This window comes from Pseudolysinimonas sp. (assembly GCF_039912695.1).
Lineage (GTDB): Bacteria > Actinomycetota > Actinomycetes > Actinomycetales > Microbacteriaceae > Pseudolysinimonas_A.
In genome coordinates, this window is sequence record NZ_JBDSPJ010000024.1 from 58,972 (window position 1) to 84,235 (window position 25,264).

Sequence of the window (25,264 nt, forward strand, 5' to 3'; positions counted from 1 at the left end):
GCGGCGGTCGCGGCGTTGGGCGCGCGCGAACGCCCTCTAGGTGCCGGTGGGAAGGCCGTAAGTTGCGAGGTGGCCGGGTCGAGCAGCAAGCCCGCCGCGCTTGAATAGCACGGTGGCCGACGACATCCGAATCTCCGACGATCCCGCCGAGCTGGATCGCGACCGCATCTACCGCTGGATTGGCGAGCAGTCGTACTGGGCGAAAGGCCGAGCCCGTGAGCGGCAGGAGGCCGCGATTGACGGGTCGTGGAATTTCGGCGCGTACGACTCCACGACCGGCGAACAGCTCGGTTTCGCGCGACTCGTCACCGACCGGGCGACTTTCGCGTGGCTGTGCGACGTCTTCGTCGACGAGGGCGCTCGCGGTCGAAGGGTTGGCAAGTCACTCATGGCGGCGATCGCCGCTGCACTCGATGAACTCGGGATGCCGCGCACGATGCTCGCGACGGCCGACGCCCACGGTCTCTATGCGCAGTACGGCTTCGAGCCGCTCGCGGAGCCGGAGCGCCTGATGGCTCGCATCCCGAACTCTAGCGTCAGCTCGGCACGTCCATCCATGGGTTGAGGCGCTCGACATTCGCGAGGACAAACTGCATCGAGGCACCGAGGCTGCCGAAGTTGCGGTCGTCGATCGCGATGAAGAACATGTTGCCGGTGTAGTGGTGCTCGACGCGCGGGGCCGGGTGCGGCACGACCGCGAAGTCGGCGGGGCCTCCACCCAACCCCATCAACGGGATGCCGTTGGAGGCGTACCAGGCGCGGATCTCGCGCTGCTCGAAGATGTTGATCCAGGCAACGCTCACCGTGATCGACCGTCGGCCCTTCGCGTCGGTCCATGTGCAATTGCGGTGTACGTCGCCGTTGATGATCCCGGCCTGACGGGGGTTGCTCGCTCCCGTAGTGAGGGTGTCGGAGGTCAGCACCATTCCTGCAGGGAAGAGGCTGCTCCACTGTTTGGCCGTGTACATCTGAGCACAGGTCGGAATGACGATGGTCGGGAATGCCTGCGCAGGGGCGGCGGGGGTGAGGGCGACGGGCGCGAGAAGCGCAGCGACCAAAGCGAGAGAGCTGACAGCGATGCGAGAGGGTTTCATGTCTCTTCGACGTAGAAGCTGGGGTGCGGGGTTGACTCGGTGCGAAGCCCGCGCCGAGTTCGAGGTCGTTTCTCACCCCATCCGCTCGCGGAACCCCTGCTGGTTGACCCGATTCCCGCACCGCACGGAGCAGAACCGTTTCGACCCGTTTCGCGACTGGTCGAGCAGCAGACCGGTGCAGTCGTCGGCGGCGCACACCCGCATCCGCCCGGTTTCGTGAAGTCGCACCACCTCGGCCAACGCGAGCGCACCCTCACCCCGGATGCGGTCGGCGAACGGCGCTGTAGACATACATTCGAATATCTCGAACCGCTAGCGCACCGCGAAGGTGGCCCGCGGGTGGTACGTCGCGAACATGATTGCGATAGTCGACGGCGCATTGCTAGTGGTTTTCGTTTTTTTCGAATAGAGTTGATTTGTGACCCCGACCACTGATACTCCGAGAAAAGCCACGACCTACCTACCTGACAACGACTCGCGTGAAGACATCGTTGACTTCGCGCGTACCCTCCGACAGATCGAGGAATATCTCCTTCGCGAAACAGGCACGTTTGCCGAACTCGTCGCGCCGGACGGCGAACGTCGAGCGATCCCGACTGAGGTCTTCCGTGCTCTTGAACAGGTCGCAAACGCTCTGGCGAGTGGAAAGGGCGTCACAGTCGCGCCCTACAGCTTGCTTCTGACCACGCAAGAGGCCGCCGACTTCCTCGGGATTTCACGTCCGACACTTGTGAAGCTCCTCGATGGGGGCGAGATGGATTTCGAGAAGCGAAATCGGCACCGGAAGGTGACCCTGCGTGCGCTTGTCGAGTACCAGGAGCGGTCGCGCCACGAGCGTAGGACTGCCATGGAGGAATTTACGAGCGGCAGTCAGGCTCTCAAGACCTTCTACGCGCCGGAAGCAACCAGTTCGGATCGGCCCGACGAAGCAAGCAGCACAAACGGCGTGGCGGGGGACTCGCCGACGAAGAGGCACAGAAAGGTGTAGTCCCCCTTGGCGTTTCCTGCATTCCTCGATACCTGCACGATCTTCGGATCTGTAATCAACGACCTCATCCTCTGGCTCGCAGAGGGTGGGGCGTTTAGGCCTCTCTGGTCAGAGGGTGTGATGAAGGAACTACAGGAGAACCTGGTTGAGAAGGGCGTTGACTCGGATCTCGCCGAGAAGCGCGTCCAGCAGATGCGCACCTTTTTCCCGGATGCGATGGTCGACGGCTACGAAGAATTGATCGATCGCATGACGTGCCACTCGAAGGACCGACATGTCCTCGCGGCGGCGGTCCGCGCGAACGCTGAGGTCCTGGTCACGTTCAATCTGAAGGACTTTCCTGACGAGTGCGTCGAGAGCTATGAGATCGAAGTCGTGCACCCGGACGACTTCCTTCTTGACCAGCTCGACCTCTACCCGAGTCTGGTCGTGCGCACGTTGCGACGTCTCGTCGAGCTTTATCAGAATCCTTCGATCACGATGGAAGATCTGCTGGAAATGCTCATCCGATCGGGAGTCCCGAACTTCGTAGACGAAGTTCGCAGACACCTCTGAGCGGCCGGTCAGAGGAAGTCGAACAGGTCTGTGACCTCACCCCATCCGCTCGCGGAACCCCTGCTGGTTGACCCGATTCCCGCACCGCACGGAGCAGAACCGTTTCGACCCGTTTCGCGACTGGTCGAGCAGCAGACCGGTGCAGTCGTCGGCGGAGCACACCCGCATCCGCCCGGTTTCGTGAAGCCGCACCACCTCGGCCAGCGCGAGCGCACCCTCACCCCGGATGCGGTCGGCGAACGGCGCTTCGGATGCTGTCGCGTGCAGGTGCCAGTCGAACTTGTCGTGTCGGATCAGCACCGGCACGGCGTGTACTTCGCGCAGCCAGCGGTTGATTTCATCCACCATGTCGTCGCGGTCGAGTGACCAGATGGTGCGAATCTCGTCCCGCGTGCGCACCACCGAGGCGAGTTCGGCAGCGTCTTCGTCGAAGCGTCCCGTGTAGCCGTGCTGCTCTCGCAGGTCGAATACCTCGGCCTGGGTTGAGAGTTCATCCAGACCGGTTCGGGATGCCGTCGGGTGCGTGTTGGCGAGGTCGACCAGGAAGGCGACCGTGTCCTCGGTGTCAGGAGTGAAATGCAAGTTGAACCCTTACCTTTCGGGAGAGTACCGTCACGATCGTACCCGCGTTTCACTCCTGACAGCCGCCCATCGAAAGACACCGCTGTGAACACCTCCCGATCCGGCATCGGCTACGGCCTCCTCGCCTCGCTGACCTTCGGCGCGACCGGAGCCCTCGTGAAGCCGCTTCTCGAGAACGGCTGGAGTCCTGCGGCGGCGGTGACCTTCCGCGCCGCGCTCGCCGGACTGGTGCTGGTTCCCTTCGCGGTCGTCGCGCTGCGCGGCCACTGGTCGAGTTTGTGGAGGGCGCGCTGGCGCATCCTCGGCATGGCGTTGATTGGCGTCGCCGGCACCCAGCTGGTTTTCTTCGCGGCGATTCAGCGCATCCCCGTGTCGTCGGGGCTCCTGATCGAGTACCTTGCCCCGCTGCTGCTCGTCGTCTGGGTTGCCGCCACGACGAAACGGATGCCGCGTCCCGTCGTCTTCATCGGCTCGGTGATCGCGATCGTCGGTCTCGTGCTGATCATCGGACCAGTCGGGGGCGGCGACCTGCTCGGCTTCGTTTTCGCCGGTCTGGCCGCGGTGGGCTGCGCGATCTACTACCTGATTGCCGCCCGACCCGCCGATGGCCTGCCGCCGGTCGCCTTCGCGTCGGCCGGCCTGCTGCTCGGGTCGCTCTCGCTTGCGATCGTCGGTGTCACCGGTCTGGTGCCGTTCACCATGAACTTCGGCGAGGTTGCTGCGCTCGGCGGGGTCGTCCCGTGGTTTGCGCCGCTGCTGGTGCTCGCGGCGACGACCGCGATCGGCTACTCCACCGGCATCCACGCGTCTCAGTTGCTGGGGTCGCGGCTGATGTCGTTCATCGGGATGCTGGAGGTCGTGTTCGCGTCGTTCTACGCCTGGCTGCTGCTCGGCGAGACGCTCGGCGTCGTGCAATTGCTCGGGGGAGTTCTCATCCTCGCCGGCATCGCGTTCGTACGCGCCGAGAAACAGGTCGACGCTCCGCTCGAAGCACTGCCCGTCGAAGGCGAACCGGTGCCCGCGCGTACCTAACTCTCACCACAGCGGGCACTTGAGCGCTCTACGTCGACAACGGAGCGCCTGCGTGAGAGTTAGGTTGCGGAACGTCGCGTCAACCCGCGAGCCGACAGCGCGGCGCACTAATCTGACGAGGTGCCACGCAGACTGATCAGTTCCGGTTCCACATTCGAGCAGCAGATCGGCTATTCGAGGGCGGTGGTCTCGGGCGATTGGGTTTTCGTGTCGGGAACAACCGGTTTCGACTACTCCACGATGACGATCTCGGAGGACGTCGAGGCCCAGACCCGGCAGGCTCTCAAGAACATCGGCGCCGCGCTCGCCGAGGCGGGGGCATCCTTCGCCGACGTCGTGCGGGTGCACTACCTGCTGCCCAATGGCGACGACTTCGAGAAGACCTGGCCTGCACTTCAGGAGGTTTTCAGCGAGGTCCGTCCGGCGGCGACGATGTTCGTCGCCGGCCTGTCTGGCCCCGAGATGAAGATCGAAATCGAAGTCACGGCGCACGTCGGCCAGGCGTGACCGTGACAGTTCGTCCGGAGCGGTGGATCTCGGTCGACGTCGAGACTGCGGGTCCGACGCCCGGCCGGTACTCGATGTTGTCGATCGGTGCCTGCCTGGTCGATGATCCGCAGCGCGGGTTCTACCTCGAGCTCAAACCCGATCGTGACGAGGTCATCGACTCCGCGCTCGCCGTGAGCGGGCTGAGTATGGAGACCCTCGCGAAGGAGGGCGTCGAGGCCGGTGAAGCGATGAAGCAGTTCGCCCAGTGGGTTCGGGATGCCGTCCCGCCCCAGACGCATCGCCCAGTCTTCCTGGGGTTCAATGCGACCTTCGACTGGATGTTCGTCGAGGAATACTTCGTGCGCTACGGCATCGAGAATCCATTCGGACATGGCGGCGTCGACATCAAGTCCTACTATGTCGGCATGACCGGGTCGACCTGGGAGCAGACGAGCATGAAGCATCTCTCACCCAAGTACCTCGCGGGACGCCCTCTTTCGCACAACGCGCTCGGTGACGCGCGCGACCAGGCGGAGTTGTTTCGGGCCATCTCCGAGGATGCGTCGGCCCTTCGAGCGGTAGTGGAGCAGGCCGAGGAGGCTTCGTGACGGACAGCGCACCAACGTCGGCATTGCCCCAGCCCGACCCACAGGTATCGGCGGACGCCGACGTGGCACGGATCGTCGAATCCGCGAGGCGACTCGGAGTCGAACTCGACGAGGCCGACACCATCCAGTGGCTGGCCGCCATCGCCGCGGTGCCCGACGATGACGTTTCGGTCGACGACGCCAGCGGCACCTTCGGGCACCGCGTCGCGATGCTCGACTTCAGCCCGCGCGACCTAGCCCGCTTCCGGCAGATCGGCACCGTGGTGAAACTGACCGGCCCCGCGGACATCACCGAGGGCGCGCTCGCGCTCTCGGGCTCGGCGGCGCAGTCGAAGATTCAGAGCTTCCCCGGGGATGCCGACTACTTCCAGCGCTTTAACATCAAGGCTCCGACGAGGGATGACGCGAGCGCTATCCTCGCCAGCTCGCTGAAGGCGAAGATCCTCGAGTTCGCGCACGGCGGCTGGTTTCAGTTTCTCGAAGCCAAACTCGGCACGATGAAATCCGGAACGCCGATCTCGTGGAAACTCACCGACATCCAGGCCGGAGTCATCACCACTCCCGACGGCGAGGTGCGTTGGGAGGATGCCGCCCGCGACCCAGGTTGGGTCAAAGCCGACTGGGTCGTCACTGACTCCACCCGCGGAGTGCTCTCCAACGCGAGCAATGTCATCGACGTGACCTGGGAGAGCCCGACCGGCGACATCGTGCCGCTCGACGGCTACCTCGACACGTACTTTCAGGAGGTCTACCTCGACGCGGAAGACCTGCCGACTTTCGCGAAAGTGGTTCACCACGTCTCGACCGACGCTCTCGATGACTACGTGACCTCGCTCGAAGGGGAGGTGCGCAAGTACCTGACCAAGCACCTCAACTACGGCAAGGCCGCGAAGCGCATGTACAACGTCTTCCGGCTGTCGGGGCGGCACCTTGACGCCGCCTTCGTGCGGGAGCTCTTCGACGAACCATCCACGATTCTCTATCAGGTGTGGTCGCTCATCGTGACGCTCGATAACGCCACTCAGCCGGGCAGCGCCATCCCGATTGAGGATGTTCGCGCTCAAGCTGATGCGCTCGTGCTGGATGTCGTCAACGCACTCGATGGCCCGGCGGAAACCGAAATCGTCGGCGCGCTGCAGAGGCTCAGCCGCACTCTCGAAGGCCAGTCCACCGGCGAGCAGCGCAGCGCCGAGGTCGCGGGCGCGCAGGCCGAAGTCGTCAACCTCGTGAATACCTTCTATCGCGATCGACTCGTCGCGATGCCCTCCATCAAGGAGTACATCGACCAGATGCAGGCGGAGCCCGCCGCCCACTGACCACCCCATACCTAACAGCGCAATGTATAGTGCTGTCAGGTAAGGAGGTCGCGTGAACATCGACAAGGATCTGGTCGCCGCCATGGCGACCCCCCTCGTGCTCGCGATCCTCGCCGACGGCGGCCCGAGTTACGGCTACGCGATCCTCAAGCGGGTGCGCGACCTTTCCGACGGCGATCTGGAGTGGACCGACGGGATGCTCTACCCGTTGCTGCACCGGCTCGAGCGCCTCGACCATGTTCGGGCGACCTGGGGTAGCTCGCCCGAAGGCCGGCGCCGCAAATACTACGAACTGACCGAGTCGGGCACCGCGGCCCTCGACGAACACCGCCGCCAGTGGGCGACCGCGACGAAAACGCTCGGCGGAATCTGGAACCTCGTACTGCCCACTCCGTTCCCCTCAGCCCTCGGGAAGGCCTGACATGACTGTGCTCGACACCCGCATTGCCGAATGGCGTGCCGCCGTGGACCGCGGCCCCGCGGTTAGCGCCGCCGACGCCGACGAACTCGAAAACCACTTGCGCGACCAAATCGCGGAACTCGAGACCGCGGGTCTCTCCGACGACGAAGCGTTTCTGATCGCGGTCAAGAGGCTCGGCAGCGCCGACGCTCTGACCGCCGAGTTCGCGCGCGAGCACGGCGACCGCCTCTGGAAGCAGCTGGTTGCGACCAGTGCGGCGCCGGCATCCGGTTCGCCCTCTCGCGGCATCGTCACGATGCTCGTCTTCGCGGCGATCGCGGGTGGTCTGCTGCAGATCGCGCGCCTGATTGCCGAGATCCCGGGCGGTGACCCGACCTGGCTTCTGCGCAACGCGTCGCTGATCGTGCTGACCGTTCTCGCGGCGTACCTGGCCTGGACGCATCGCATCGGCATCCGGATCGCCGTCGTTCTGGGGGCGGTGATCGCCGCCATCGCGGTCTTGATCAACGTGTTGCCGTCCCTACAACCGGTCGCGACCGGGTCGGCACTGATCGCCGGTCAGCAGCTCGTCATGCTGCACCTGCCGGTGGTGGTGTGGTTCATCGTGGGCATCGCCTACCTCGGCACGCAGTGGCGGTCGTCGGCACGCCGGATGGACTTCGTGCGCTTCTCAGGGGAGTGGACGATCTACCTCGTTCTCATCGCGATCGGGGGTGCCGTCCTGGTCGGGCTCACGACTCTCGTCCTCGTGCCGATCGCCGGCGGGGCGGTTGTGCCGGTTCAGGAGTGGGTCATCCCGACCGGGATCGGCGGAGCGACCATCGTCGCGGCGTGGCTGGTCGAGAGCAAGAAGAGCGTCATCGAAAACATCGCGCCGGTGCTCACCGCGATCTTCACGCCGCTGTTCGCCGTGATGCTTCTCGCCTCGGCGGTCGGCTATCTGATCGCCGGGATCGGCCGCGAATTCAATCGTGACCTGCTGACGGTCTTCGACGTGCTGCTGCTCGTCGTGCTGGCCCTGGTGCTCTACGGACTCTCGGCCCGCGATCCGCTGCGCGCGGCAGGACTGATGGATGTCATCCGACTCGTCGCCGTCGTCGCGGCGATCGTTCTCGACACTCTCGTGCTCGGCTCGATGTTTGCCCGCATCGGCGAGTTCGGCTTCACCGCGAACCGCGTTGCAGCGCTCGGGCTCAACCTGTTGCTCGTGATCGACCTGATCGTGACCGCGGCTCTGACCATCGGGATGCTCGCGCGGCGGATTCCGGCGGCGCGGCTTGAGCGGTTCCAGACTTCCGCCCTTCCGGTATTCGGGGTGTGGGCGCTGGTCGTCGTGTTCGTGCTGCCGCCGCTATTCGGGTAGCGGATCTCAGTCGACGAAGGTGAATGAGTCGACGAATTCGTCGTCGCGGCTGTCAGCGGACTCGGAGTAGACCAACAAGTAGAGCCTGGTGCCGTGGCCCGTAAAGATGACGTAAAAACGGGCGGGTGCACCTTCCACTGTCATTGAGAACCGATATGCCGGGTCGCCTGAGAGCGTGATCTGGTCGGGCTCCGTCGATAATGCGTCGTTGATCGCGCTCGATTCGAGGCTTGACGCGCTGACCCCTGGCGCGTCGCTGAGGGCTCCCACCAGGACTTCGCCGAGGAACATCCCCATAAAAGCAGGGCTAGGTGGCAGATTCTTGCGGTCGGCCGAGGACACTGAGTAATAGAGGTCGCCATCGGTCCAGTGCGTCGCCGTCGTGGGGACTGCGAGCGGTTGCACAACCTCTTCTTGTTTCTGTGTCGGCGTGCCGGGAGCCTCCACCGAATAGTGCTCGGCCTCCGAGGCGTACAGGGCAATCGCGTTGGCGTTGACGGCATTGAGCGTGATCCGAACACCGATGAGGGCGACCGCCGCTACGACCAGCCCGGCGCCGATACCGATGACGAGGCGTCGACGCGAACGGATCGGCGAAACTGGATTTGGCGAGGCGGGCTCTATCGCTGTGGGCGTGATCTCGGTCATCTCTCGGACGCGATCTGATCTGATTCCGCTGAAAGGTATGTCGTGCGCATTCCCATGTCGTCATGATGGCAGCTCGATATCGCGCCTGTGGACACATTCCGCGAGCCGGGTCGACTTCCTGCGAACCTTACTGGCATGTTGACATCGATCAGGCAAAGGATGGCGGCGAAGGCCGTGGACGAGGTCGGCGATGTGCCCGGCTGGGTGTTGATCACGCTGATGACGGCCGGGTTGGTCATCGTCCTCTGGGCGATCGCCGGCCCGGCACTCGGGCAGATCTTCCAAAGCGCACTCGACCGAGTCACCGGATTCTGAGGCGCGAGAGGTGCGCGACGAGTCGGGATCGGCGGTCGTCGAGTTCACGCTCGTCGGCGTGCTGCTGACTCTGCTGACCCTCGCCGTGCTGCAACTCGGCATCGCCCTGCACGTGCGCAACACGGTTCTGGATGCGGCCGCCGAGGGGGCACGGTTCGGAGCCCTCGCCGACAACACCCCGGCGGATGGCGTGGTGCGCACCCGAGAACTGATCACCGAGGCGATCGGGGCCGACTACGCGACCGACGTCAATGTGAGTGGCGGAAGTTGGATGGGGCATCCCGCGGTCACGATCACCGTGCACACGACTCTGCCGGTGATCGGGCTGATCGGCGTCGGCGGAGCGTTGGAGGTGTCGGGCCATGCGGCGGTTGAGACTCTCGACTGATGAGGGGTCGGCATCCATCGAGTTCATCACCGTGGGGCTGCTCATTCTGGTGCCGACGGTCTACCTGGTGCTCGCGCTGTCGTCGATCGAGAGCGCATCCTTCGCCGTCGAAGGAGCCGCCCGCCAGGCATCGCGGGTGTTCGTGCAGGCCGACTCGGTCGGTGAGGGTGAGGCCGCCGCGCGGCGCGCGATCGCCGTCACGCTCGCCGACTACGGGCTGGATGCCGGCAACGCCCAGGTCACGATCTCGTGCCGACCCGATCCCGCCGACTGTCTGACGCGTCGCGGGTTCGTCACCGTGACGATCACGACCGTCGCGCCGCTGCCGATCTTTCCCGCGGTGCTCGGTACCGACATCCCGCTCGGAGTAACGATCGACTCCGTCTCAACCGAGCAGGTGTCGCGATTCGCCGGGTCATGAGAGTGATCTCCCGGCTGCGGGATGACGACGGCTCGACCCTTCCGCTGGTGGCGGGATTCGGTGCGCTCGGCCTCGCCCTGGTGTTGGTCGCTGCCGCCGCATCCTCCCTCTATCTGGAGCGCAAGCAACTCTTCACCCTGGCCGACGGCGCCGCCCTGGTCGGCGCCGAGGCGTTCGATCTGGCTGAGGTCGATACCGTCGACGGCGTTCCCGACCTGGTGCTCGAACCCGACGACGTGCATCGCGACGTCGTCACCTTCCTCGCCACCACGCCGAACGGCGGGTTCGAGAGCCTCGTCCTCGAGGAGGCCACCACCCGCGACGGGGCGAGTGCGACCGTCACCCTGTCGGCCATCTGGCGCCCGCCGATCGTGACGGTGTTCTTTCCCGAGGGGTTCCGGATTGAGACGACCGCGACCGCCCGGACGGTCTTTGGATAGGAGAGCCGGATAACAGAGCCGGGTAGCAGTTCGGGGAGGAGAGCCGGCTACGCGGGCGGCTCCTGCCCTGGTTTGAGCGAGACGTGCCGCGACACGAAGATGCGCAGGGTGATCGCGCCCCCGTACCCGAGGATGCCGAGCACGAACACCGCGATCGGCAGCGTCGCGATCGCGGCGACCGTCGTGACGACGATCGGCAGCAGAGCGCCGCCCGCGTCGTTGGTGAACCGCCAGGCGCCGAGGAAGCGCGCGGGATTGCGACGGTCGGCGAGATCGGCGCCGAGCGTCATCAAGATGCCGGAACCCAGCCCGTTTGCGAGCGCGATGAACAGCGCGATGGCGACGAACCACGCCTGCTTCGCGCCCAGGTCATGCGTCAGGGCGAGGGCGATCATCCCGGTCGAGATGCCGATTGCGCAGGGCAGGATCGTCCAGAGTCTGCCGAAACGATCCGTGATCCAGCCGCCGAGGAAGAACAGCGAGAAGTCGACGAACCCGGCGACGCCGAGGATCACGGAAGTGCTGGCTTCGTCGAGTCCGATGCTCGCCGCCCAGACCGGCAGGACGACCTGACGTGCTTGGCGGAGGCCGGACAGGATGGCCGCACCGACCCCCAGCGTGAGCAGCACGCGACGCGATGAGGCGAGGGTCGCCCACAGGCTGTTGGCCTCGGTTCGCACCTCCGTCTGACCGGCGCGCGAGCCGCGCGGAACCCCAAGCACCTCGTCCGGGTCGCGAAGCACCACGAGGAGCAGGCCGGCGATCAGGCAAAGGGCTCCGAGCAGCCAGAGCACACTGTGTGGGGCGCCCGTCAGCGTGAGCAGCCCGGCGCCCGCGAACGGGCCGATCACCGCACCCAACCGGTCGCTGCCGCCGAGCGCAGAGAGCGCACGAGCTCGGAATCGCAACGGCACGAAACTTGTCATGAACGCGTGGCGGGCGAGCCCGAAGGCGGCACCGGCGACCCCGATCACCAGCATGGCCGCGCCGAGCATGATCGCGTGCGGAGCAAAAACCGCAGCGACAGCCCCGATCATGGCGAGTCCGGCGGCAGCGATCATCGCCGTGCGCTCCCCGATACGCGCGATGATCGCCCCGCTCGGGATGTCGCCGATGAGTTGCCCGACCACCAACATGGAGGCGATGAGCGCGGCACCTCTGAGGTCGGTACCAAGCCGTTGGGCGAGCGCAGGAATTACCGGAATGACCGCGTACTGCCCGATTGAGAACACCAGGTTCGGCAGGAAAACGGCCCCGGCGACGGAACGCCACCGGAAGGCGCGGTCGGCGGTGCTCATCGCTTCTCACGTTACGCCTAGGCTGGAAGCGCCATGATCGACCTCGACCTGGGCGTGGAGATCGCCGCCCTGCGCAGCACTTTCGACGACATCCGCAGCGTCCTGGGGGTCGACAGGTTCGAGGCCGAGATCGCCGAACTGAGCGAGAAGGCTGGCGTTCCCGACCTGTGGGATGACCCCGAGGCCGCCCAAAAGGTCACCAGCGCCCTGAGTCATCGGCAGGCTGAACTCGCCAAGATCACCGGCATCCAGAGTCGGCTCGACGACCTCGAGGTACTCGCGCAACTCGCGATTGAGGGCGACGACGAGGCCGCCGCGCAGGAGGCCCGCGACGAGCTGGTCGGCCTGCAGAAGACCCTCGGCGAACTCGAAGTGCAGACCCTCCTCGACGGCGAGTACGACGACCGGGGAGCCGTCGTCACGATCCGTTCTGGAGCGGGCGGCGACGACGCCACCGACTTCGCCGAAATGCTGATGCGCATGTACCTGCGTTGGGCCGAGCGGCACAAGTATCCGGTGAAGGTTCTCGACACCTCGTTTGCCGAAGGCGCGGGCATCAAGTCGGCGACCTTCGAGATTGATGCGCCCTACGTCTTTGGAACCCTGAGTGTCGAGGCCGGCACGCACCGGCTCGCCCGGATCAGTCCGTTTGGCTCGGCCGACAAACGCCAGACCAGTTTCGCGGCCGTCGAAGTCATCCCGGTGATGGAAGAGGCGAAAGAGGTCGAGGTGCCGGAAGGAGACATCCGCATCGACGTCTTCCGTTCCTCGGGGCCCGGTGGCCAGAGCGTTAACACGACCGACTCGGCCGTGCGCATCACCCACCTCCCCACCGGCATTGTCGTGTCGATGCAGAACGAGAAGTCGCAGATTCAGAACCGCGCGGTCGCGATGCGCGTGCTGCAGACCCGCCTGATGCTGCTGCAGCGCGAAGAGGAAGCCGCGAAGAAGAAGGAACTCGCCGGCACGATCACCGCATCCTGGGGTGACCAGATGCGGTCATATTTTCTCTACGGTCAGCAGCTCGTCAAAGACCTCCGCACCGGCTACGAGGTCGGCAACCCGGCCTCAGTTTTCGACGGCGACCTCGACGGCTTGATCGCCGCGGGCATCCGGTGGCGCAAGTCCAAAGTCGAGGACTAGCCCTGCTCTCCCGTCGGGTCGCCTTCGTCGCCTTTGCCGCCACCCTCGTTGCGCTTTATCTCGGGTCGGGCGCGCCGACACCGTTCCTGTTGCAGTGGCAATCGGAGTGGGGCTTCCCCGACTCATTGCTCACCGTCGCGTTCGCCGCGTACGCATTTGCGTTCCTGGTTGCGCTCCTGGTGGGCGGGTCCCTCTCCGACCACCTGGGACGCAAGCCGGTCATCATCACCCTGCTCGCGGTCAGCCTGATCCCGATCGCGATGTTCGCCTTCGGTCCGAGCGTCGAATGGATCATCGCCGGACGCACCCTCGCCGGACTCACCACCGGCGCCGTCACCGCCGCGTACACGGCGGCGCTCGTCGAACTCGCGACTCCGGGATCCCGCACCGGCCCGCTGATCGCGGCGGCCGCTCCGGTCGGCGGCCTCGGCCTCGGCGCTCTGCTGGGCGGGGTCGCAATCGAACTCTGGCATCAGGATGCCGACGTCATCCTGTTTTCGGCGATCGGGGTCGCGCTGCTGATCGGGATCGTGCTCACCGTCGTCGCACCTGAGACCACAACCCGTGTTCCGGGTGCGCTCCGCTCGCTCGTGCCCCAGGTTTTGGTGCCGCGTCCGGCGCGACCGTTCTTCGCGAGAATGCTGCCGATCCTGATCGCCGCCTGGGCAACGGGGTCGCTCTTTCTCGGACTCGCGCCCACGATCGTGCACGAGCTGCTCGGCATCCAGAGTGGTCTCGTCAACGGGGCGACAGCATCCATCCACGCTTTCGGGGTCTGCATCGGAAGTGTGGCCTTCGGCAGGCTGGCGGTGCCCACAGCTCTGCGCCTCGGTGGCCTCGGCCTGGCGGTTGGGGTGAGTCTCGTCGTTGTGGGCGTCGCGACCGGGCAGATTACCTTCGTGGTGATCGGCGGGGTCATCGAGGGCCTCTCGTTCGGCGCGGCGTTCGGCGGGATCTTCCGCGGGCTCGCCCCACTCGCTCCCGACCACGAACGGGCCGGCACCTTCGCCTCGGTCTACGTCGTCGCCTACATCTCGCTGGGCGTACCTGCCGTGATCGCCGGGCAGCTGATTGCCCCTTTGGGGCTGCTGCCGGTCATCCTGGGCTGGGGGCTCCTCATCGTGCTGCTCGCGGCGGCGGGCGTCGTCATCCAGCTCCGGCGCCCTCGGGCTCTAGCCTGATCCCGTGACCGATCCACGACCGGCGACCCGCCGGCAGCACCGGCTCCGGAAGATGGCCGGTCGCGACCCGAGTGAGCATGGTCGTGCCGCGACCCCGCTCGAGCTGCTGTTCGATCTGACCTTTGTTGTTGCGTTCGCGCAGGCGAGCGACCAGCTCTCGCACCTCGTCGCGAAAGGTCACGTCGGATCGGCGCTCGCCGCGTTCGCGTTCGTGATCTTCGCCGTGACCTGGGCGTGGATCAACTTCTCGTGGTTCGCGTCGGCGTTCGACACGGATGACTGGTTCTTCCGGGTGACGACCATGGTGCAGATGGTCGGTGTCATCGTGCTCGCGCTCGGCATCCCGCCGGTGTTCGCGTCGATCGACGCGGGTGCCCCGCCCGATAACACAGTGCTGGTCGCGGGCTACATCGTGATGCGCGTCGCGATGCTCGCCCAGTGGACCCGGGTTGCCGTGCAGGATCCGGAACATCGCCGGGTGGCCCTGGGCTACGTCACGACGATCGGCATCGCGCAGCTGGGATGGACGGCACTCGCCATTTTCGACGTGCCGAACGAGTTTCTCGTGATCGGCTTCGTGGTGCTCTACGCGATCGAGTTGAGTGGCCCGATTCTCGCCGAGCGCCGAGGCGGCGGAACGCCCTGGCACCCTCACCACATCGCCGAGCGGTACGGGTTGCTCGTGATCATCGCACTGGGGGAGGGGATTCTCGGCACGATCGCCACGGTCTCAGCTCTCGTGGGGCGCGTCGGTTGGAGTGTCGAAACCGTGTTCGTCGTGATAGCGGGAGTCGGCATCACGTTCGGCGCCTGGTGGAACTACTTCATCGTGCCCTCCGGTGACTTCCTCGCCCGCCACCCCCGTCGCGCCTGGGGGTGGGGCTACGGGCACATCGTGATCTTCGGCTCGATCGTTGCGATGGGTGCCGGGCTCCACGTCGCTGCCTACGTCGTCGAGGGCGAGGCGACGATCGGCGTCGTCGGCGCGGTGCTCGCCTCGGCGATCCCCGTACTGATCTTCACGATCGCCTACTTCGCCTTGTATTCCTTTCTCGTGCGGGCCATCGACCCGTTCCACGTACTCCTGTTCGTCGGCACGGTGGCGGTGCTCGCGCTCGCTGTCGCGCTCGCTGCGGCGGGATGGACGATGGGAACCTGCCTGGTCGTTCTGATGGCGGCCCCGGTCGTCACGATTGTCGGCTTTGAGGCCGTGGGACACCGTCACATGGCGGCTGCGGTCGAAGCTCTGACGCGCTGAGTGTCGCGCCCCGCTGTGTCGTAACGGACTTGGCGGCGAGCCCGACTTAGCCTGGACCTCGACATGATCAGGTTTGACGGCGTCACCAAGACCTACCCCGGCACCTCGAGGCCCGCGCTGAACAGCGTGAACCTCGAGGTACTCAAGGGTGAATTCGTGTTCCTGGTCGGCGCTTCGGGATCGGGCAAATCGTCGTTCCTGCGCCTCGTGCTCAAAGAAGACCAGCCGACCAAGGGCGCGATCCATGTGCTCGGTCAAGACCTGGGGTCGCTCTCCAGCGGCAAGGTGCCGTACTTTCGGCGCAGCCTCGGTGTCGTCTTCCAGGACTTCCGGCTGCTGCCGAACAAGACCGTGTTCGACAACGTGGCGTTCTCGTTGCAGGTGATCGGCAAAAGCAAGGGCTTCATTCAGGAGGCCGTGCCGGACGTGCTCAAGATGGTCGGACTAGGCGGCAAGCAGGGTCGATACCCTCACGAGCTCTCCGGTGGTGAGCAACAGCGTGTCGCGATCGCCCGAGCGATTGTGAACAAGCCCGCGATTCTGCTGGCCGATGAGCCGACGGGAAACCTCGACCCCGCGACGAGTGCCGGCATCATGACTCTGCTCGCGTCCATCAACGCCGGCGGCACGACCGTGCTGATGGCCACCCACGACGCCGGCATCGTCGATCAGATGAAGCGTCGCGTCATCGAGCTGATCAGCGGGCAGATCGTGCGCGACGAACGCCAGGGTGGGTACACGACCACCATCCCGGTGCAGACCCAGCGCGCGAACAACCCCGACAGCAACATGGTGGATGCGGCTGCCGCCGTGCCCACCCCGTCCCCGACGCCGACCCCCAACCCGGCTCCTGCGACTGCGCCCATTCCGGTCACTCAAGAGGCGGCTGTGACTGCACCGACGGAGGCCGAAACGGATGCCGAGACCGACGTAACGGATGTCGACGAGGCGGCCCCGGCATCCATTCCGATCGTGGCACGTAACGAGAAGGAACCTGTCAGCACGTCCCCAGGCCCGGTTATCCCAGAACCCGGATCCGGTCCGCCGCCCGGGTTCCAATGGCCGAGGGCGCCCGGCTCATGAGGTTCGGGCTCATTCTGAGCGAAGTCGGGCAAGGGTTCAGAAGGAACCTGTCGATGGTGGTATCCGTCGTGCTGGTGACCTTCATCTCGCTGACCTTTGTGGGCTCGGCGATCATGCTTCAGTTTCAGATCGGCCAGATGAAGGGTTACTGGTACGACCGCGCGCAGGTCGCCGTGTACCTGTGCACCGACATCTCACCGACTCCGAACTGCAACGGGTCGGAAGCCACCCAGTCGCAGATCGATGCGGTCAAACAGAAACTCGGCAGCGGCGATCTTGCTCAGTACATCAAGCAGGTGACCTTCGAGACGCGTGAGCAGGCGTACCAGAATGTTCTCTCACAGTTCGGTGATACCCCGCTCGCACAACTCGTAACGCCCGATATTTTGCCCGAAGCGTTCCGCATCAACCTCGTCGATCCCGACCAGGCGGAGATCATCATCGATCAGATGACGGGGCAGCCGGGCGTCGATGAGGTCAAAGATCAACGCGCGTTCCTCGAGCCGATCTTCGCGGTCATCAACGCCATCAGCCTTTCGGCAGTCGGCATCGCCGGGCTCATGCTCGTCGCGGCGGCGCTCCTCATCTCGACCACCATCCGTCTGTCGGCCTTCTCGCGGCGCCGGGAGATCTCGATCATGCGACTGGTCGGTGCCTCCAACCGGTTCATTCAGACACCGTTCATTCTTGAAGGGGTGCTCGCGGCGCTGATCGGTGCCGCTCTCGCCGGCGTTGCGGTCGTGGTGCTCGTGCAGTTCTTCGTGCGCGGATACCTGGTTCGAGCTCTGCCTTCGATCGGGTTCGTCGGGATCGGCGATGCCCTGCTGGTCGTCCCCATGCTTCTCGGAATCGGCGCGCTGCTCGCGGCCCTCTCGGCATCCGTCGCCATCCGTCGGTACCTCAAAGCCTGACCTTCGGCTTAGACTGGGCGGCTGCTCAGCACGCGCTTTTAATATCCGCGCACGAACGAAGGAGGTGAGCACCATGCCCAAAGAGAAGGGCTCGAAAGTTGTCGCGACGAACCGCAAGGCACGTCACGACTACACGATTGAGGACACCTATGAAGCCGGCCTCGTGCTCACCGGCACCGAGGTGAAGTCGTTGCGCGAGGGACGCGCCTCGCTCGTCGACGGCTACGCCTTCATCGACGGCAACGAGGCGTGGCTGGATGCCGTGCACATTCCGCAATGGGGATCTGGCTCGTGGACGAACCACGCCACCCGCCGCAAGCGCAAACTGCTGCTGCACAAGGCGCAGATCATCAAGATGTCGCAGAAGACCAAAGAGGGCGGCTACACCCTCATTCCGCTGTCGATCTACTTCTCGGAAGGCAAGGCGAAGGTCGAAATCGCGGTCGCCAAGGGCAAGCGCGAGTACGACAAGCGCCAAGCGCTGCGGGAGCGGCAAGACAAACGCGAGTCCGATCGTGCGATGTCGACGCGGAGTGTTCGAGGCGAGTAGACCGCGCTAGGGCATCTGCCGGTAGAGGTCAGTCGTGAGGTCGCTGCGATCACGTGAGGCGATCGCGCAGCGCGCACTGGTGTGACCCGCGGCGTATTCTCCAGGCGTTGGCACGTCGATCGCGTACGCGACGTAGTCGTTGGTGTGCAGGTGCTCCATCAGGAACAACCGGTACTCGAGAAAGTGCTCACACACCGAATCGCCGAAGGCGTCGAGCGCCGACCCTTCGGATGCGTAGACGGTGTCGGGAAGGTCGAGGTCGGCGGTCGCGAAGAGCTGTTGAGGGTGGGCGGTTGTGCATGGCACCACGGTGTACTCCGCGAGGTCGACTCCGTTTTCGGCGAGGCATGACCCGTCGCGCAGATCGCCGACAGCCGTCACGCCGAGCGGGATGTTGGGCACTTTGCTCAGGATGCGGAACCCGACGATCCCGACGAGTGCCACCACGACGACGACCGCCGCAATCAGCCCGATCCGGCCCCAGCGCGGCAGCCGTGACCACGCACTCTTTCGGGGCTCGACGGCGTCGCTCACAGCGATACGGTATCGGATGTGCAGACCCGTCCCGTCGGCCGCGGCCTCGAGATCGCAACGGCGATCGCGCTCGGGGTTGTCACGCTCGTAACGGCCCTCGGGGTACTGCAGTCCGCAGCCTGGACGTCACAGGCCACCCGGCTCGCCGAAGACTCGTCGGATGCACGCGACCAGTCGGTCACCAACGGGGTGCTCTCTCAGGTGAGCCAGCGATCCGACTACGGGGCAACCCTTGAGGCGCAACGTCTCACCCTTCTGCAGAACGATGCGATCGCGGCCGACGACTACTCGACGGCGCTGTCTCTTGAGCTCAGCATCCAGACCGCACTCACGGCGGCCTACGAGCTGCCCGACGGATCGTTCGACGCCTGGCGGGATGCCGGCTTCCCGGCCGACGCGAATCCTGCCCAGTCTGCCGACTACCTGGTTATCGGCCAAGGCGAAGCCGATGCCTTGCTGCTCACCTCCCAACGGCTCGGCGCCCTGAGCACGCAATTCACCGGTCGATCCGCAATTTTCGGGCAAGCGACCCTCGTCTACGCGCTCGCGCTGTTCCTCTTCGGCGTCGCGGGCATCAACCGCCTCCGCGTCGCACGGGTCGTCACTCTCGTGCTGGGCACTGTCGTCTTTGTCTTCGGACTGTTCCTGGCCTCGACGGCGTACTGATGATTCCCGATGTCCGCCTGCGCGGAATTCTCGAGATCGCCGCCGCCATCCTGCTCGGGCTGCTGTCGGTCGCGACGACGGCCAGCGCCTTTCAGGCCTCGGTGTGGGCCCAGCAATCCGGCGAGTACACGTCGATTGCCGGGCAGCTCCGCGACGAGAGTTTCAGCAAACACATTCTGTCGGGCCTCGCGACCGACGATGACGGACGCCGACTCGCTCAAGCAACCCAGCTCGAGTTCCAGGCGCAGAACGGCTACGGGGATGCCGACCAACTCCGATCCCAGGCCGCAACCCTCGTTCGCGGCGGCACCCCGGGACTCGCTCAGGACTTCGATACCTGGGTGGCAAGCGGCTTCGACCCCGCACTACATCCGCTCAACTCCCGCACTCACATCGCCGCCAACGATGCCCCGATCTACGGAGCCAACCGTGCCTCGGCGGTTGCCTACGCTCTCGCCGACAGCCTCAGCGCTCGCAGTCTGCAACTCACCATCGCCGCCGTGTTCTTCGCCCTCGCGCTGCTGCTCGTCGGTGTCGCGGGCGCCAACGATTCGGTGAAGGTGATGTTCGGGCTGAACCTCGGGGGAGCGCTCGCTTTCCTCGGCGGCATCACCCTGACGGTGCTCGCCGCGATCGGCTGATCGGGATGCGGTGAACCCGCCGACCATGGCTCAGCTGTCGAAATACCAGCGCCCGGCGAGGTCTTCCTCGAGGGTCGGGCCGGTCGGCGTCCAGCCCAGCGACGCCTGGGTCTGCGCGCTCGAGGCGGGAATGTCCATCGCGAAGAAGCCGCCGATCCAGCCGAAATGGCCCACCGCATCCGCCGCTTCGATCGAACGCACCGGGAGGCTGAGCCCGGCACCGATGGCTTCGGCGATGGTGCGGCTGGCGACACCCTCTTGCCCGATGGCGTGGAGGATGGCGCCCGGCTCCGCGTTCTCGAGACCGAGTCGCACGAGCCGCGCGGCGTCAGAACGGTGCACGGCAGGCCAGCGGTTGGCGCCGTCTGCGACGTAGGCCGAGAAGCCCTTGTCACGGGCGATCTCGGTGAGCACCTTCATGAACCCTGTGTCGCCGACGCCGTGGACGGTGGGTGCGAACCGGGAAATCACCGTGCGAACGCCCTTGGCCACGTAGTCGAGCGCGAGATTCTCGCTCCCTCCGCGAGGCGCATCGGGTCCGTGGAATGGTGAGGCGTCGACCTCGAGCCCGATCGGTCCGATGCCCCGACCCGCCATACCCGACGCGATCACGAACGTCCGCCCCGACCCGGCGAGCGCGTCACCCAGGGCCTGTACTGCGCCGCGCTCGGCTTTGTTCGAAACCGCCTGGTTGCCGAAGTCGTGCTTGTTGGCGAGATGGATGACGGCGTCGGCCCCGGCAGCGCCCGCTCTGAGGCTTGCGAGATCGTCGAGGTCTCCGCGCTGAACGTCGGCGCCCTTTGCTTCGAGCGCGGCTGCCGATGCGTCGGAACGCGCCAGGCCCGTGACCTGGTGCCCCGCGCCGAGCACTTCGTCGGTGACGGCGGAGCCGATCCATCCGGATGCGCCGGTGATGAAAACCCGCATGTGAGATACCTGCTTTCGTGATGTCAGTTACTGTCATCACCGACACTACACCTGATGTCAGCCGCTGTCATCACTGTATGATCGGGCCATGGTGCGATGGGAAGCCGACGGGCGCGAGCGTCTCGCGAAAGCCGCCCTCGAGCTCTACTCGAAGCAGGGGTTCGACGAGACCACCGTCGCCGAGATCGCACAGTCCGCAGGGCTCACGGAGCGCACCTTCTTCCGGCACTTCGCCGACAAGCGCGAGGCGCTCTTCGGGGGGCAGGACCAGTTCGTGCAGGGGTTCATCGACGGGGTCGCGCTCGCGCCGCACAGCGCATCACCCTTCGACGTCGCCGCCACCGCCGTTCTGGTCGGCAGCAAGCCCTTCACCGCCGAGCGTCGGCCGCACTCTCTGCAGCGCCAGAAGATCCTCAACGCGCACTCTGAACTCAGAGAGCGCGAGTTGCTCAAGCTGGCCGGCCTCGCCCACGCGCTGGCGTCGGCACTCATAGCGCGGGATGTCGGCGAGCCCGCAGCATCACTGGCCGCCGAATCCGGCGTGGTCGTCTTTCGCGTCTCCTGGGATCAGTGGCTCGCGGAAGGAAACACGCGCTCGCTCGTTGACCTCGAGCGCGACGCGTTCGCCGAACTAGGCACCCTCGTGATGGTCAGCCGAAAGCCGTAGGCGCTCCGGCAGCATCGCGTCAGCTAGCGCTGAACCTCGCGTCGACGGTCGCGGCGACCTCGATCTTGTCGGGTGTGAAGGTCAGCGCGGGAGCGCCAGCATCCATCGACATCATCTTTTGCGTGCGCATCATGCCGCCGCCCGCGGGGAACGGCTGATCGCCCCCACCGCCGGTGCCGAGCATTCCGGGGTCGGCGATGGCGATTGCCGACACCTTCGTCAGACCCGCGGCACGTGCGTAGGTGGTCGCCTTCACGGTCGCATCCTGAACGGCGCGGGTCTGGATTTCGGTGGTCACCGCGAGGCGCTTCTCTTCGGTGAGATCCCACGAGATGGATGAGATGGTGACACCCTCGACCGTAGCGAAGCGCTCGACCAGGGCGGCGAGAGCGTCGAAGTCTTGGAACCGCGCCGTCGCCGAGAGGCTCGCGTAGTACACGGGCGCGAGTTGTTTGCCCTCGTTGTTCCACGGCCGGTTCGACCAGACGCTGACGCGGTCGCTCGACCAGCGGGTGACCGCGGTGCCGTCAAGGGCCTTGATCGCGGCCGTCACGTCGGCACCGACTCGGGTGGTCGCCTCGAACACCGGCTCGCGCTTGGGTCCATCGTGCTGCACCTGCACCACCAGAGTCGCGCGCTCGGCGTCGTACCAATCGGATGCCGTGCCTTGGACCGTGATCAGCGTCTCGACTGCGTTGTTCAGAGTCATGGCGCAATCATCCCATTCGACTCGGGGAGTCGGCAGGGGAGTCAGTCGATCCGGCGGAGGGAGCCGGGGAGCTGCGTTCGCCAGAATCGCTAACCAATGCTGCCGGTAGAATTCCTCCTGTCGAGATACTGAAAGTTTGTGGTGCCGTGAAGCTAGCGCATGTAAATCTCCGCCCGGATGGCGAGTACGTGGTGCTTACCTACTCGGAAGCCAACGCTTGGGTTCTCGATGGGCCGATTAGCCGCCTGCCTCCCGAGACTGATGCCGAAACACTGGGGATTGCGGTACTCAAGGCTTTGGATCTATCCCGAGGCGGACTACCCGACCTCACGAGAGACTCGAAGCCGTCGAAGCCGTTGCTCGAACTTTTTGAGGTTTCGTCTTACAACGCGTACATGAAACGGATGAAGTCCGTTTCGGTGGCGCTCGAAGAAATCGGCGGCATTTTCAAGGTGACTCCGGACGTGAACGCGGGAACCAACGAGGGATTCACCCCGCTGATCGAACACCGCGTAGAAACACACTTCGACACCCCCGAAGAACTTGGGCAGGCGATACTTGAGGCGTTCACGAAGGCTCGTTGAACTCGCGAATGTGGTGAACTCCGCAGAAGAGTAGGAGTCAGCTGATCCGGCGGAGGGATGCGGGCGCGGGAAAGGGCAGCTGGATGCGTTCGGGATGCGAGCCGACCGCGTACGCCGAACCCCAGTCGTCGGCGACGACGACAACGCCTGACGTGCTGACTTCGCCGATACGCACCGAGCGTTCGACACCCTCTTCGGTGGTCAGCAGGTACTTGTCAGCGAGATACCCGATGCCGAGATCGTCGAGCATCCTCTCGGCCTCGAGCCAGTCGATGGGATCTGTCGTGATGCGACGGCCCAAGAGGTCGACGACGTGGAAGCCGTCGCCCTCGGCAAACATCCATCCGACGCATTCGCGATCAGCGCGTCGGTGTTCGATCCAGTCGGCGGGCAGCACTCGGCGAGCCTAGCGCTGGCGTCCCGCGTGTTACGGGCGTACTCTGAGAGACTGCCCTTCGGGGTAGTTGATAACTCCACAGCGTGCGATACGGCACTCTACTTGCCTTGCTCGCCCTTCGGGCGACGATTTGGCGAGGAGAGTCTCATGGGGATGATCGGTTTCGACATCGTCTGTGAAGCTGCGAGAAGCGGGCCGAGGATGAGGGGTTAACTCGTTAACGATCTCCTCAAAAAACAGGTGCCAATGCTAAGCGCACCGACTTCGCTCTCGCCGCCTAAGGCGTAGACCGAGTCCGTCAGTCCGGGTATGTCCTCGCCCCGGATCCTGACGTCAGCTAGAGGACTTGCTGCGAACCTGAGTCTCAGGGATTCGCGGGACTTTCACTGAGGCTGGGCTTGTCGACCTAGATGCTCGTGGCAAAGGTCGAAGCCGAGTAGAACGATTTCACGAGATGCGCCCGGAGAAGGCGCAGGTCCTCAGCGATGGACGGGGGTTCAATTCCCCCCATCTCCACTCATGCCGTATCGCACGTTGTTGGATCTAACGAGCCGCGATTGCCGATTCGAGCAGCGCCAGATGAGCGCGTCGGGCCTGTGCGACATCCGCCGCCGACACGGGTCGCGTCGAGTATCCGGCTTTCGTCTTCAGCGACAAAAGCCGCTGAAGGTTCGTCGCCGCGGCTTTGTCGACTTGACCCAGCAGCTTCAGCGCCTCATCGTGAGCACCGGTAACGGAGTACATGCCGAGGCGGCGGATGCAGATCACATCTGCGGCCGCAATGCCCGAGTGCACCGCGCTCGTCACATACGCGTCGGGCAGGTCGGCGGTGCCGGCCGCGTCGTTGTAGAGAAGTTGCGCGGCCTCAGCGAACTCGCGGGCCTTCGCGAGACGTGCCTCGGCGTCGCCGCGCTCAGCCGTTCGGGCTGGCGGAGTCACGGGGCACCCACGAGCGCCCTGAAGTCACCGCGGTCGCCAACGATGGTGATGCCGTCGCGCAAGATGTCTCGAATCACACCATCAGTGTGGGCAGCACCCATGACTTCGGCCTTCGAGAATTCGATCGGGCGAGTGTCGTTGCCAGTCCACACGGTAATTCGGCTGATGAGCGTCTTGACTTGCGCGGCCCAAAGATCCGTCGAATCACCCAGACGAACAAGCGCGATGTCGATATCGCTCCCGGGTCGCATTTCGCCACGGGCGGCCGATCCGAACAACGCGACGTAGTGCGGCTGTTCCTGCCACCGACCGATCTCCTCCGCAAGGAGGGCGTGGAACGTCTCGGGTAGCTCGGCGAGTGCGACAATCGCTGGGGCTGAAAGGTGATCGCGGTTGAGAGAGAAGGCTCGGGACGGCCCGACCTGTCTGATGCTGATGACGCCTTGTTCGATGAGCCGGTCCATCGCCAGGCGGATTCCTTCCGCGGACCGAGAGGTGATCTTGCGCGCAAGGTCGGCGATCGTGAACTCGTGCTCAGCGCGGGCGAGAACGGAGAGGATGTCGCCGTCCACGGCTGAGGTGATCACTCGGAACGGACGATCGAACTGCACTTGTCCATCCCTTCTCCTCGTTGGTGCATCCAACTATAGTGGGTAGATACCAACTATTCTTGGTCATCACCAACTTAAGTTGGATGTGGCTAGCTCCAGGCCGCCGCAAGTCATTCTCCGCTTGACCCGACGAGAAGAACCGTCGATGCCGACGTCGACGCGTGGCTCGCGGGTGCGGGTTCATTCGCCTGCGTGAGTTTCGGCAGCTTCCTGTCGGTGCGGGGCGACGTGCTGCGCCGCGTCGTGGCGGCACTCGCGGCGGCGGGGATTCCGGCGGCGGTGGCGCGGATTCATTTCGCCCCATCTCGACCACTGCACTTTTTGCACGTTGCGGCAAGTGGATTTGAGCTCGGTCGCCAAAGGGGTGCTAATCTCGTAGGCTTTGCGACCGCAGAGCACGAGACTCGGGAGCGATGTGGCATTTTGGCAAACCGGCTACTTGGAATTCCATGAGCCGACGGAACCACCGACTCCGGCGCCCGCGCCGCTCCCCACCGAGTCGTGC

34 protein-coding genes and 1 other RNA gene are annotated in these 25,264 nt (G+C 65.0%); 24 read left to right on the forward strand and 11 right to left on the reverse strand.

The window, feature by feature from the left end; genetic code table 11:
- The first annotated feature begins 112 nt into the window (after window positions 1-112).
- The gene (locus ABIR17_RS11785; RefSeq protein ID WP_348004592.1) at window positions 113-565 is read left to right on the forward strand and encodes a GNAT family N-acetyltransferase; all 453 of its coding nucleotides are present in this window, start codon (window positions 113-115) and stop codon (window positions 563-565) included.
- Here ABIR17_RS11785 and ABIR17_RS11790 read toward each other — a convergent pair.
- The gene (locus ABIR17_RS11790; RefSeq protein ID WP_348004593.1) at window positions 537-1,094 is read right to left on the reverse strand and encodes a hypothetical protein; all 558 of its coding nucleotides are present in this window, start codon (window positions 1,092-1,094) and stop codon (window positions 537-539) included. The two genes, ABIR17_RS11785 and ABIR17_RS11790, sit on opposite strands and share 29 nt — an antisense overlap.
- A gap of 72 nt (window positions 1,095-1,166) precedes the next feature.
- Window positions 1,167-1,385: a CGNR zinc finger domain-containing protein gene (locus ABIR17_RS11795; protein ID WP_348004594.1), complete on the reverse strand. Its 219-nt coding sequence runs from the start codon at window positions 1,383-1,385 to the stop codon at window positions 1,167-1,169.
- Between the two features lie 127 nt (window positions 1,386-1,512).
- On the opposite strand from ABIR17_RS11795, the gene ABIR17_RS11800 reads away from it, so the two are divergent.
- Window positions 1,513-2,082, forward strand: a complete 570-nt coding sequence (locus ABIR17_RS11800; protein ID WP_348004595.1) for a helix-turn-helix domain-containing protein — start codon at window positions 1,513-1,515, stop codon at window positions 2,080-2,082.
- A gap of 6 nt (window positions 2,083-2,088) precedes the next feature.
- Window positions 2,089-2,637, forward strand: a complete 549-nt coding sequence (locus ABIR17_RS11805; protein WP_348004596.1) for a PIN domain-containing protein — start codon at window positions 2,089-2,091, stop codon at window positions 2,635-2,637.
- A gap of 36 nt (window positions 2,638-2,673) precedes the next feature.
- Here the strand turns inward: ABIR17_RS11805 and ABIR17_RS11810 are convergent, their stop codons facing one another.
- Window positions 2,674-3,219: a CGNR zinc finger domain-containing protein gene (locus ABIR17_RS11810; protein WP_348004597.1), complete on the reverse strand. Its 546-nt coding sequence runs from the start codon at window positions 3,217-3,219 to the stop codon at window positions 2,674-2,676.
- Window positions 3,220-3,303: 84 nt separating this feature from the next.
- On the opposite strand from ABIR17_RS11810, the gene ABIR17_RS11815 reads away from it, so the two are divergent.
- The 6 genes from ABIR17_RS11815 to ABIR17_RS11840 all read left to right on the forward strand — a co-directional run bounded on the left by ABIR17_RS11815 (window position 3,304) and on the right by ABIR17_RS11840 (window position 8,448).
- Window positions 3,304-4,251 carry a DMT family transporter gene (locus ABIR17_RS11815; RefSeq protein ID WP_348004598.1) on the forward strand — a complete coding sequence of 316 codons (948 nt, stop codon included), beginning with the start codon at window positions 3,304-3,306 and terminating at the stop codon, window positions 4,249-4,251.
- Window positions 4,252-4,371: 120 nt separating this feature from the next.
- A complete protein-coding gene (locus ABIR17_RS11820) occupies window positions 4,372-4,758 on the forward strand; it encodes a RidA family protein (RefSeq protein ID WP_348004599.1) in 387 nt (128 codons plus the stop codon).
- Between the two features lie 2 nt (window positions 4,759-4,760).
- On the forward strand, window positions 4,761-5,348 hold the full coding sequence (locus ABIR17_RS11825; RefSeq protein ID WP_348004600.1) for a 3'-5' exonuclease: 588 nt from the start codon (window positions 4,761-4,763) through the stop codon (window positions 5,346-5,348).
- Window positions 5,345-6,664, forward strand: coding sequence for a hypothetical protein (locus tag ABIR17_RS11830; protein ID WP_348004601.1), 1,320 nt, complete (start codon window positions 5,345-5,347; stop codon window positions 6,662-6,664). Before ABIR17_RS11825 ends, ABIR17_RS11830 begins: the two co-directional genes overlap by 4 nt.
- Before the next feature lie 52 nt (window positions 6,665-6,716).
- Window positions 6,717-7,085, forward strand: a complete 369-nt coding sequence (locus ABIR17_RS11835; RefSeq protein WP_348004602.1) for a helix-turn-helix transcriptional regulator — start codon at window positions 6,717-6,719, stop codon at window positions 7,083-7,085.
- 1 nt (window position 7,086) lies between these two features.
- The gene (locus tag ABIR17_RS11840) at window positions 7,087-8,448 is read left to right on the forward strand and encodes a permease prefix domain 1-containing protein (RefSeq protein WP_348004603.1); all 1,362 of its coding nucleotides are present in this window, start codon (window positions 7,087-7,089) and stop codon (window positions 8,446-8,448) included.
- 6 nt (window positions 8,449-8,454) lie between these two features.
- Here ABIR17_RS11840 and ABIR17_RS11845 read toward each other — a convergent pair whose 3' ends face one another.
- Window positions 8,455-9,096: a hypothetical protein gene (locus ABIR17_RS11845; protein ID WP_348004604.1), complete on the reverse strand. Its 642-nt coding sequence runs from the start codon at window positions 9,094-9,096 to the stop codon at window positions 8,455-8,457.
- Between the two features lie 135 nt (window positions 9,097-9,231).
- Between ABIR17_RS11845 and ABIR17_RS11850 the strand changes: the two genes are divergently transcribed.
- Genes ABIR17_RS11850 through ABIR17_RS11865 form a run of 4 tightly spaced genes read left to right on the forward strand, consistent with a single transcriptional unit; the run spans window position 9,232 to window position 10,660 of the window.
- Window positions 9,232-9,411, forward strand: a complete 180-nt coding sequence (locus tag ABIR17_RS11850; RefSeq protein WP_348004605.1) for a hypothetical protein — start codon at window positions 9,232-9,234, stop codon at window positions 9,409-9,411.
- A 10-nt stretch (window positions 9,412-9,421) separates the two neighbouring features.
- On the forward strand, window positions 9,422-9,799 hold the full coding sequence (locus ABIR17_RS11855; RefSeq protein WP_348004606.1) for a TadE/TadG family type IV pilus assembly protein: 378 nt from the start codon (window positions 9,422-9,424) through the stop codon (window positions 9,797-9,799).
- Complete coding sequence (locus tag ABIR17_RS11860; RefSeq protein ID WP_348004607.1) at window positions 9,774-10,220, forward strand: hypothetical protein; 447 nt, start codon at window positions 9,774-9,776, stop codon at window positions 10,218-10,220. The genes ABIR17_RS11855 and ABIR17_RS11860 overlap by 26 nt, the downstream gene beginning before the upstream one ends.
- Window positions 10,217-10,660, forward strand: a complete 444-nt coding sequence (locus ABIR17_RS11865; RefSeq protein ID WP_348004608.1) for a pilus assembly protein TadG-related protein — start codon at window positions 10,217-10,219, stop codon at window positions 10,658-10,660. Before ABIR17_RS11860 ends, ABIR17_RS11865 begins: the two co-directional genes overlap by 4 nt.
- Window positions 10,661-10,707: 47 nt before the next feature.
- Here ABIR17_RS11865 and ABIR17_RS11870 read toward each other — a convergent pair whose 3' ends face one another.
- The gene (locus ABIR17_RS11870) at window positions 10,708-11,958 is read right to left on the reverse strand and encodes an MFS transporter (protein WP_348004609.1); all 1,251 of its coding nucleotides are present in this window, start codon (window positions 11,956-11,958) and stop codon (window positions 10,708-10,710) included.
- A gap of 33 nt (window positions 11,959-11,991) precedes the next feature.
- Between ABIR17_RS11870 and prfB the strand changes: the two genes are divergently transcribed.
- The 6 genes from prfB to smpB all read left to right on the forward strand — a co-directional run bounded on the left by prfB (window position 11,992) and on the right by smpB (window position 18,084).
- Window positions 11,992-13,101 carry a peptide chain release factor 2 gene (prfB, locus tag ABIR17_RS11875; RefSeq protein ID WP_348004610.1) on the forward strand — a complete coding sequence of 370 codons (1,110 nt, stop codon included), beginning with the start codon at window positions 11,992-11,994 and terminating at the stop codon, window positions 13,099-13,101.
- On the forward strand, window positions 13,074-14,282 hold the full coding sequence (locus ABIR17_RS11880) for an MFS transporter (protein WP_348004611.1): 1,209 nt from the start codon (window positions 13,074-13,076) through the stop codon (window positions 14,280-14,282). The genes prfB and ABIR17_RS11880 overlap by 28 nt, the downstream gene beginning before the upstream one ends.
- 4 nt (window positions 14,283-14,286) lie before the next feature.
- Entirely contained in the window at window positions 14,287-15,540 is a 1,254-nt protein-coding gene (locus tag ABIR17_RS11885; RefSeq protein WP_348004612.1) for a low temperature requirement protein A, read from the forward strand.
- A 63-nt stretch (window positions 15,541-15,603) separates the two neighbouring features.
- On the forward strand, window positions 15,604-16,623 hold the full coding sequence (gene ftsE, locus ABIR17_RS11890) for a cell division ATP-binding protein FtsE (RefSeq protein WP_348004613.1): 1,020 nt from the start codon (window positions 15,604-15,606) through the stop codon (window positions 16,621-16,623).
- Window positions 16,620-17,534 (forward strand): permease-like cell division protein FtsX, encoded by a 915-nt coding sequence (gene ftsX, locus ABIR17_RS11895; protein WP_348004614.1) that lies wholly within the window; start codon window positions 16,620-16,622, stop codon window positions 17,532-17,534. Before ftsE ends, ftsX begins: the two co-directional genes overlap by 4 nt.
- A gap of 73 nt (window positions 17,535-17,607) precedes the next feature.
- Window positions 17,608-18,084 carry an SsrA-binding protein SmpB gene (smpB, locus tag ABIR17_RS11900; RefSeq protein ID WP_348004615.1) on the forward strand — a complete coding sequence of 159 codons (477 nt, stop codon included), beginning with the start codon at window positions 17,608-17,610 and terminating at the stop codon, window positions 18,082-18,084.
- Between the two features lie 6 nt (window positions 18,085-18,090).
- On the opposite strand, the gene ABIR17_RS11905 is transcribed toward smpB, so the two are convergent.
- Window positions 18,091-18,618 carry a hypothetical protein gene (locus ABIR17_RS11905; RefSeq protein WP_348004616.1) on the reverse strand — a complete coding sequence of 176 codons (528 nt, stop codon included), beginning with the start codon at window positions 18,616-18,618 and terminating at the stop codon, window positions 18,091-18,093.
- 18 nt (window positions 18,619-18,636) lie between these two features.
- Between ABIR17_RS11905 and ABIR17_RS11910 the strand changes: the two genes are divergently transcribed.
- Both ABIR17_RS11910 and ABIR17_RS11915 read left to right on the forward strand, forming a co-directional pair.
- A complete protein-coding gene (locus ABIR17_RS11910; protein WP_348004617.1) occupies window positions 18,637-19,284 on the forward strand; it encodes a hypothetical protein in 648 nt (215 codons plus the stop codon).
- Window positions 19,284-19,925, forward strand: a complete 642-nt coding sequence (locus tag ABIR17_RS11915; protein ID WP_348004618.1) for a hypothetical protein — start codon at window positions 19,284-19,286, stop codon at window positions 19,923-19,925. Before ABIR17_RS11910 ends, ABIR17_RS11915 begins: the two co-directional genes overlap by 1 nt.
- A 30-nt stretch (window positions 19,926-19,955) precedes the next feature.
- Here the strand turns inward: ABIR17_RS11915 and ABIR17_RS11920 are convergent, their stop codons facing one another.
- Complete coding sequence (locus ABIR17_RS11920) at window positions 19,956-20,852, reverse strand: SDR family oxidoreductase (RefSeq protein WP_348004619.1); 897 nt, start codon at window positions 20,850-20,852, stop codon at window positions 19,956-19,958.
- Window positions 20,853-20,940: 88 nt separating this feature from the next.
- Between ABIR17_RS11920 and ABIR17_RS11925 the strand changes: the two genes are divergently transcribed.
- Window positions 20,941-21,519 (forward strand): TetR family transcriptional regulator, encoded by a 579-nt coding sequence (locus ABIR17_RS11925; protein ID WP_348004620.1) that lies wholly within the window; start codon window positions 20,941-20,943, stop codon window positions 21,517-21,519.
- A 19-nt stretch (window positions 21,520-21,538) separates the two neighbouring features.
- On the opposite strand, the gene ABIR17_RS11930 is transcribed toward ABIR17_RS11925, so the two are convergent.
- Complete coding sequence (locus tag ABIR17_RS11930) at window positions 21,539-22,228, reverse strand: SIMPL domain-containing protein (RefSeq protein ID WP_348004621.1); 690 nt, start codon at window positions 22,226-22,228, stop codon at window positions 21,539-21,541.
- A 404-nt stretch (window positions 22,229-22,632) separates the two neighbouring features.
- Between ABIR17_RS11930 and ABIR17_RS11935 the strand changes: the two genes are divergently transcribed.
- Window positions 22,633-22,812, forward strand: coding sequence for a hypothetical protein (locus ABIR17_RS11935; protein WP_348004622.1), 180 nt, complete (start codon window positions 22,633-22,635; stop codon window positions 22,810-22,812).
- Between the two features lie 37 nt (window positions 22,813-22,849).
- Here the strand turns inward: ABIR17_RS11935 and ABIR17_RS11940 are convergent, their stop codons facing one another.
- Window positions 22,850-23,209: a hypothetical protein gene (locus tag ABIR17_RS11940; RefSeq protein ID WP_348004623.1), complete on the reverse strand. Its 360-nt coding sequence runs from the start codon at window positions 23,207-23,209 to the stop codon at window positions 22,850-22,852.
- A 149-nt stretch (window positions 23,210-23,358) separates the two neighbouring features.
- On the opposite strand from ABIR17_RS11940, the gene ssrA reads away from it, so the two are divergent.
- Window positions 23,359-23,728: a transfer-messenger RNA gene (gene ssrA, locus ABIR17_RS11945) on the forward strand.
- Between the two features lie 24 nt (window positions 23,729-23,752).
- On the opposite strand, the gene ABIR17_RS11950 is transcribed toward ssrA, so the two are convergent.
- Complete coding sequence (locus tag ABIR17_RS11950; RefSeq protein WP_348004624.1) at window positions 23,753-24,148, reverse strand: hypothetical protein; 396 nt, start codon at window positions 24,146-24,148, stop codon at window positions 23,753-23,755.
- Entirely contained in the window at window positions 24,145-24,759 is a 615-nt protein-coding gene (locus ABIR17_RS11955; RefSeq protein ID WP_348004625.1) for a nucleotidyltransferase domain-containing protein, read from the reverse strand. Before ABIR17_RS11955 ends, ABIR17_RS11950 begins: the two co-directional genes overlap by 4 nt.
- Window positions 24,760-25,264: the final 505 nt, after the last annotated feature.

What these genes read in the sequence shown, in the direction of transcription:
- smpB (WP_348004615.1), top strand. Translation starts at nt 17,608, where the DNA reads ATGCCCAAAGAGAAGGGCTCGAAAGTTGTCGCGACGAACCGCAAGGCA.
- ABIR17_RS11795 (WP_348004594.1), bottom strand. Translation starts at nt 1,385, where the DNA reads ATGTCTACAGCGCCGTTCGCCGACCGCATCCGGGGTGAGGGTGCGCTC.
- ABIR17_RS11840 (WP_348004603.1), top strand. Translation starts at nt 7,087, where the DNA reads ATGACTGTGCTCGACACCCGCATTGCCGAATGGCGTGCCGCCGTGGAC.
- ABIR17_RS11870 (WP_348004609.1), bottom strand. Translation starts at nt 11,958, where the DNA reads ATGAGCACCGCCGACCGCGCCTTCCGGTGGCGTTCCGTCGCCGGGGCC.
- ftsE (WP_348004613.1), top strand. Translation starts at nt 15,604, where the DNA reads ATGATCAGGTTTGACGGCGTCACCAAGACCTACCCCGGCACCTCGAGG.
- ABIR17_RS11860 (WP_348004607.1), top strand. Translation starts at nt 9,774, where the DNA reads ATGCGGCGGTTGAGACTCTCGACTGATGAGGGGTCGGCATCCATCGAG.
- ftsX (WP_348004614.1), top strand. Translation starts at nt 16,620, where the DNA reads ATGAGGTTCGGGCTCATTCTGAGCGAAGTCGGGCAAGGGTTCAGAAGG.
- ABIR17_RS11850 (WP_348004605.1), top strand. Translation starts at nt 9,232, where the DNA reads ATGTTGACATCGATCAGGCAAAGGATGGCGGCGAAGGCCGTGGACGAG.
- prfB (WP_348004610.1), top strand. Translation starts at nt 11,992, where the DNA reads ATGATCGACCTCGACCTGGGCGTGGAGATCGCCGCCCTGCGCAGCACT.
- ABIR17_RS11845 (WP_348004604.1), bottom strand. Translation starts at nt 9,096, where the DNA reads ATGACCGAGATCACGCCCACAGCGATAGAGCCCGCCTCGCCAAATCCA.
- ABIR17_RS11925 (WP_348004620.1), top strand. Translation starts at nt 20,941, where the DNA reads ATGGTGCGATGGGAAGCCGACGGGCGCGAGCGTCTCGCGAAAGCCGCC.
- ABIR17_RS11865 (WP_348004608.1), top strand. Translation starts at nt 10,217, where the DNA reads ATGAGAGTGATCTCCCGGCTGCGGGATGACGACGGCTCGACCCTTCCG.
- ABIR17_RS11920 (WP_348004619.1), bottom strand. Translation starts at nt 20,852, where the DNA reads ATGCGGGTTTTCATCACCGGCGCATCCGGATGGATCGGCTCCGCCGTC.
- ABIR17_RS11930 (WP_348004621.1), bottom strand. Translation starts at nt 22,228, where the DNA reads ATGACTCTGAACAACGCAGTCGAGACGCTGATCACGGTCCAAGGCACG.
- ABIR17_RS11915 (WP_348004618.1), top strand. Translation starts at nt 19,284, where the DNA reads ATGATTCCCGATGTCCGCCTGCGCGGAATTCTCGAGATCGCCGCCGCC.
- ABIR17_RS11935 (WP_348004622.1), top strand. Translation starts at nt 22,633, where the DNA reads ATGAAGTCCGTTTCGGTGGCGCTCGAAGAAATCGGCGGCATTTTCAAG.
- ABIR17_RS11790 (WP_348004593.1), bottom strand. Translation starts at nt 1,094, where the DNA reads ATGAAACCCTCTCGCATCGCTGTCAGCTCTCTCGCTTTGGTCGCTGCG.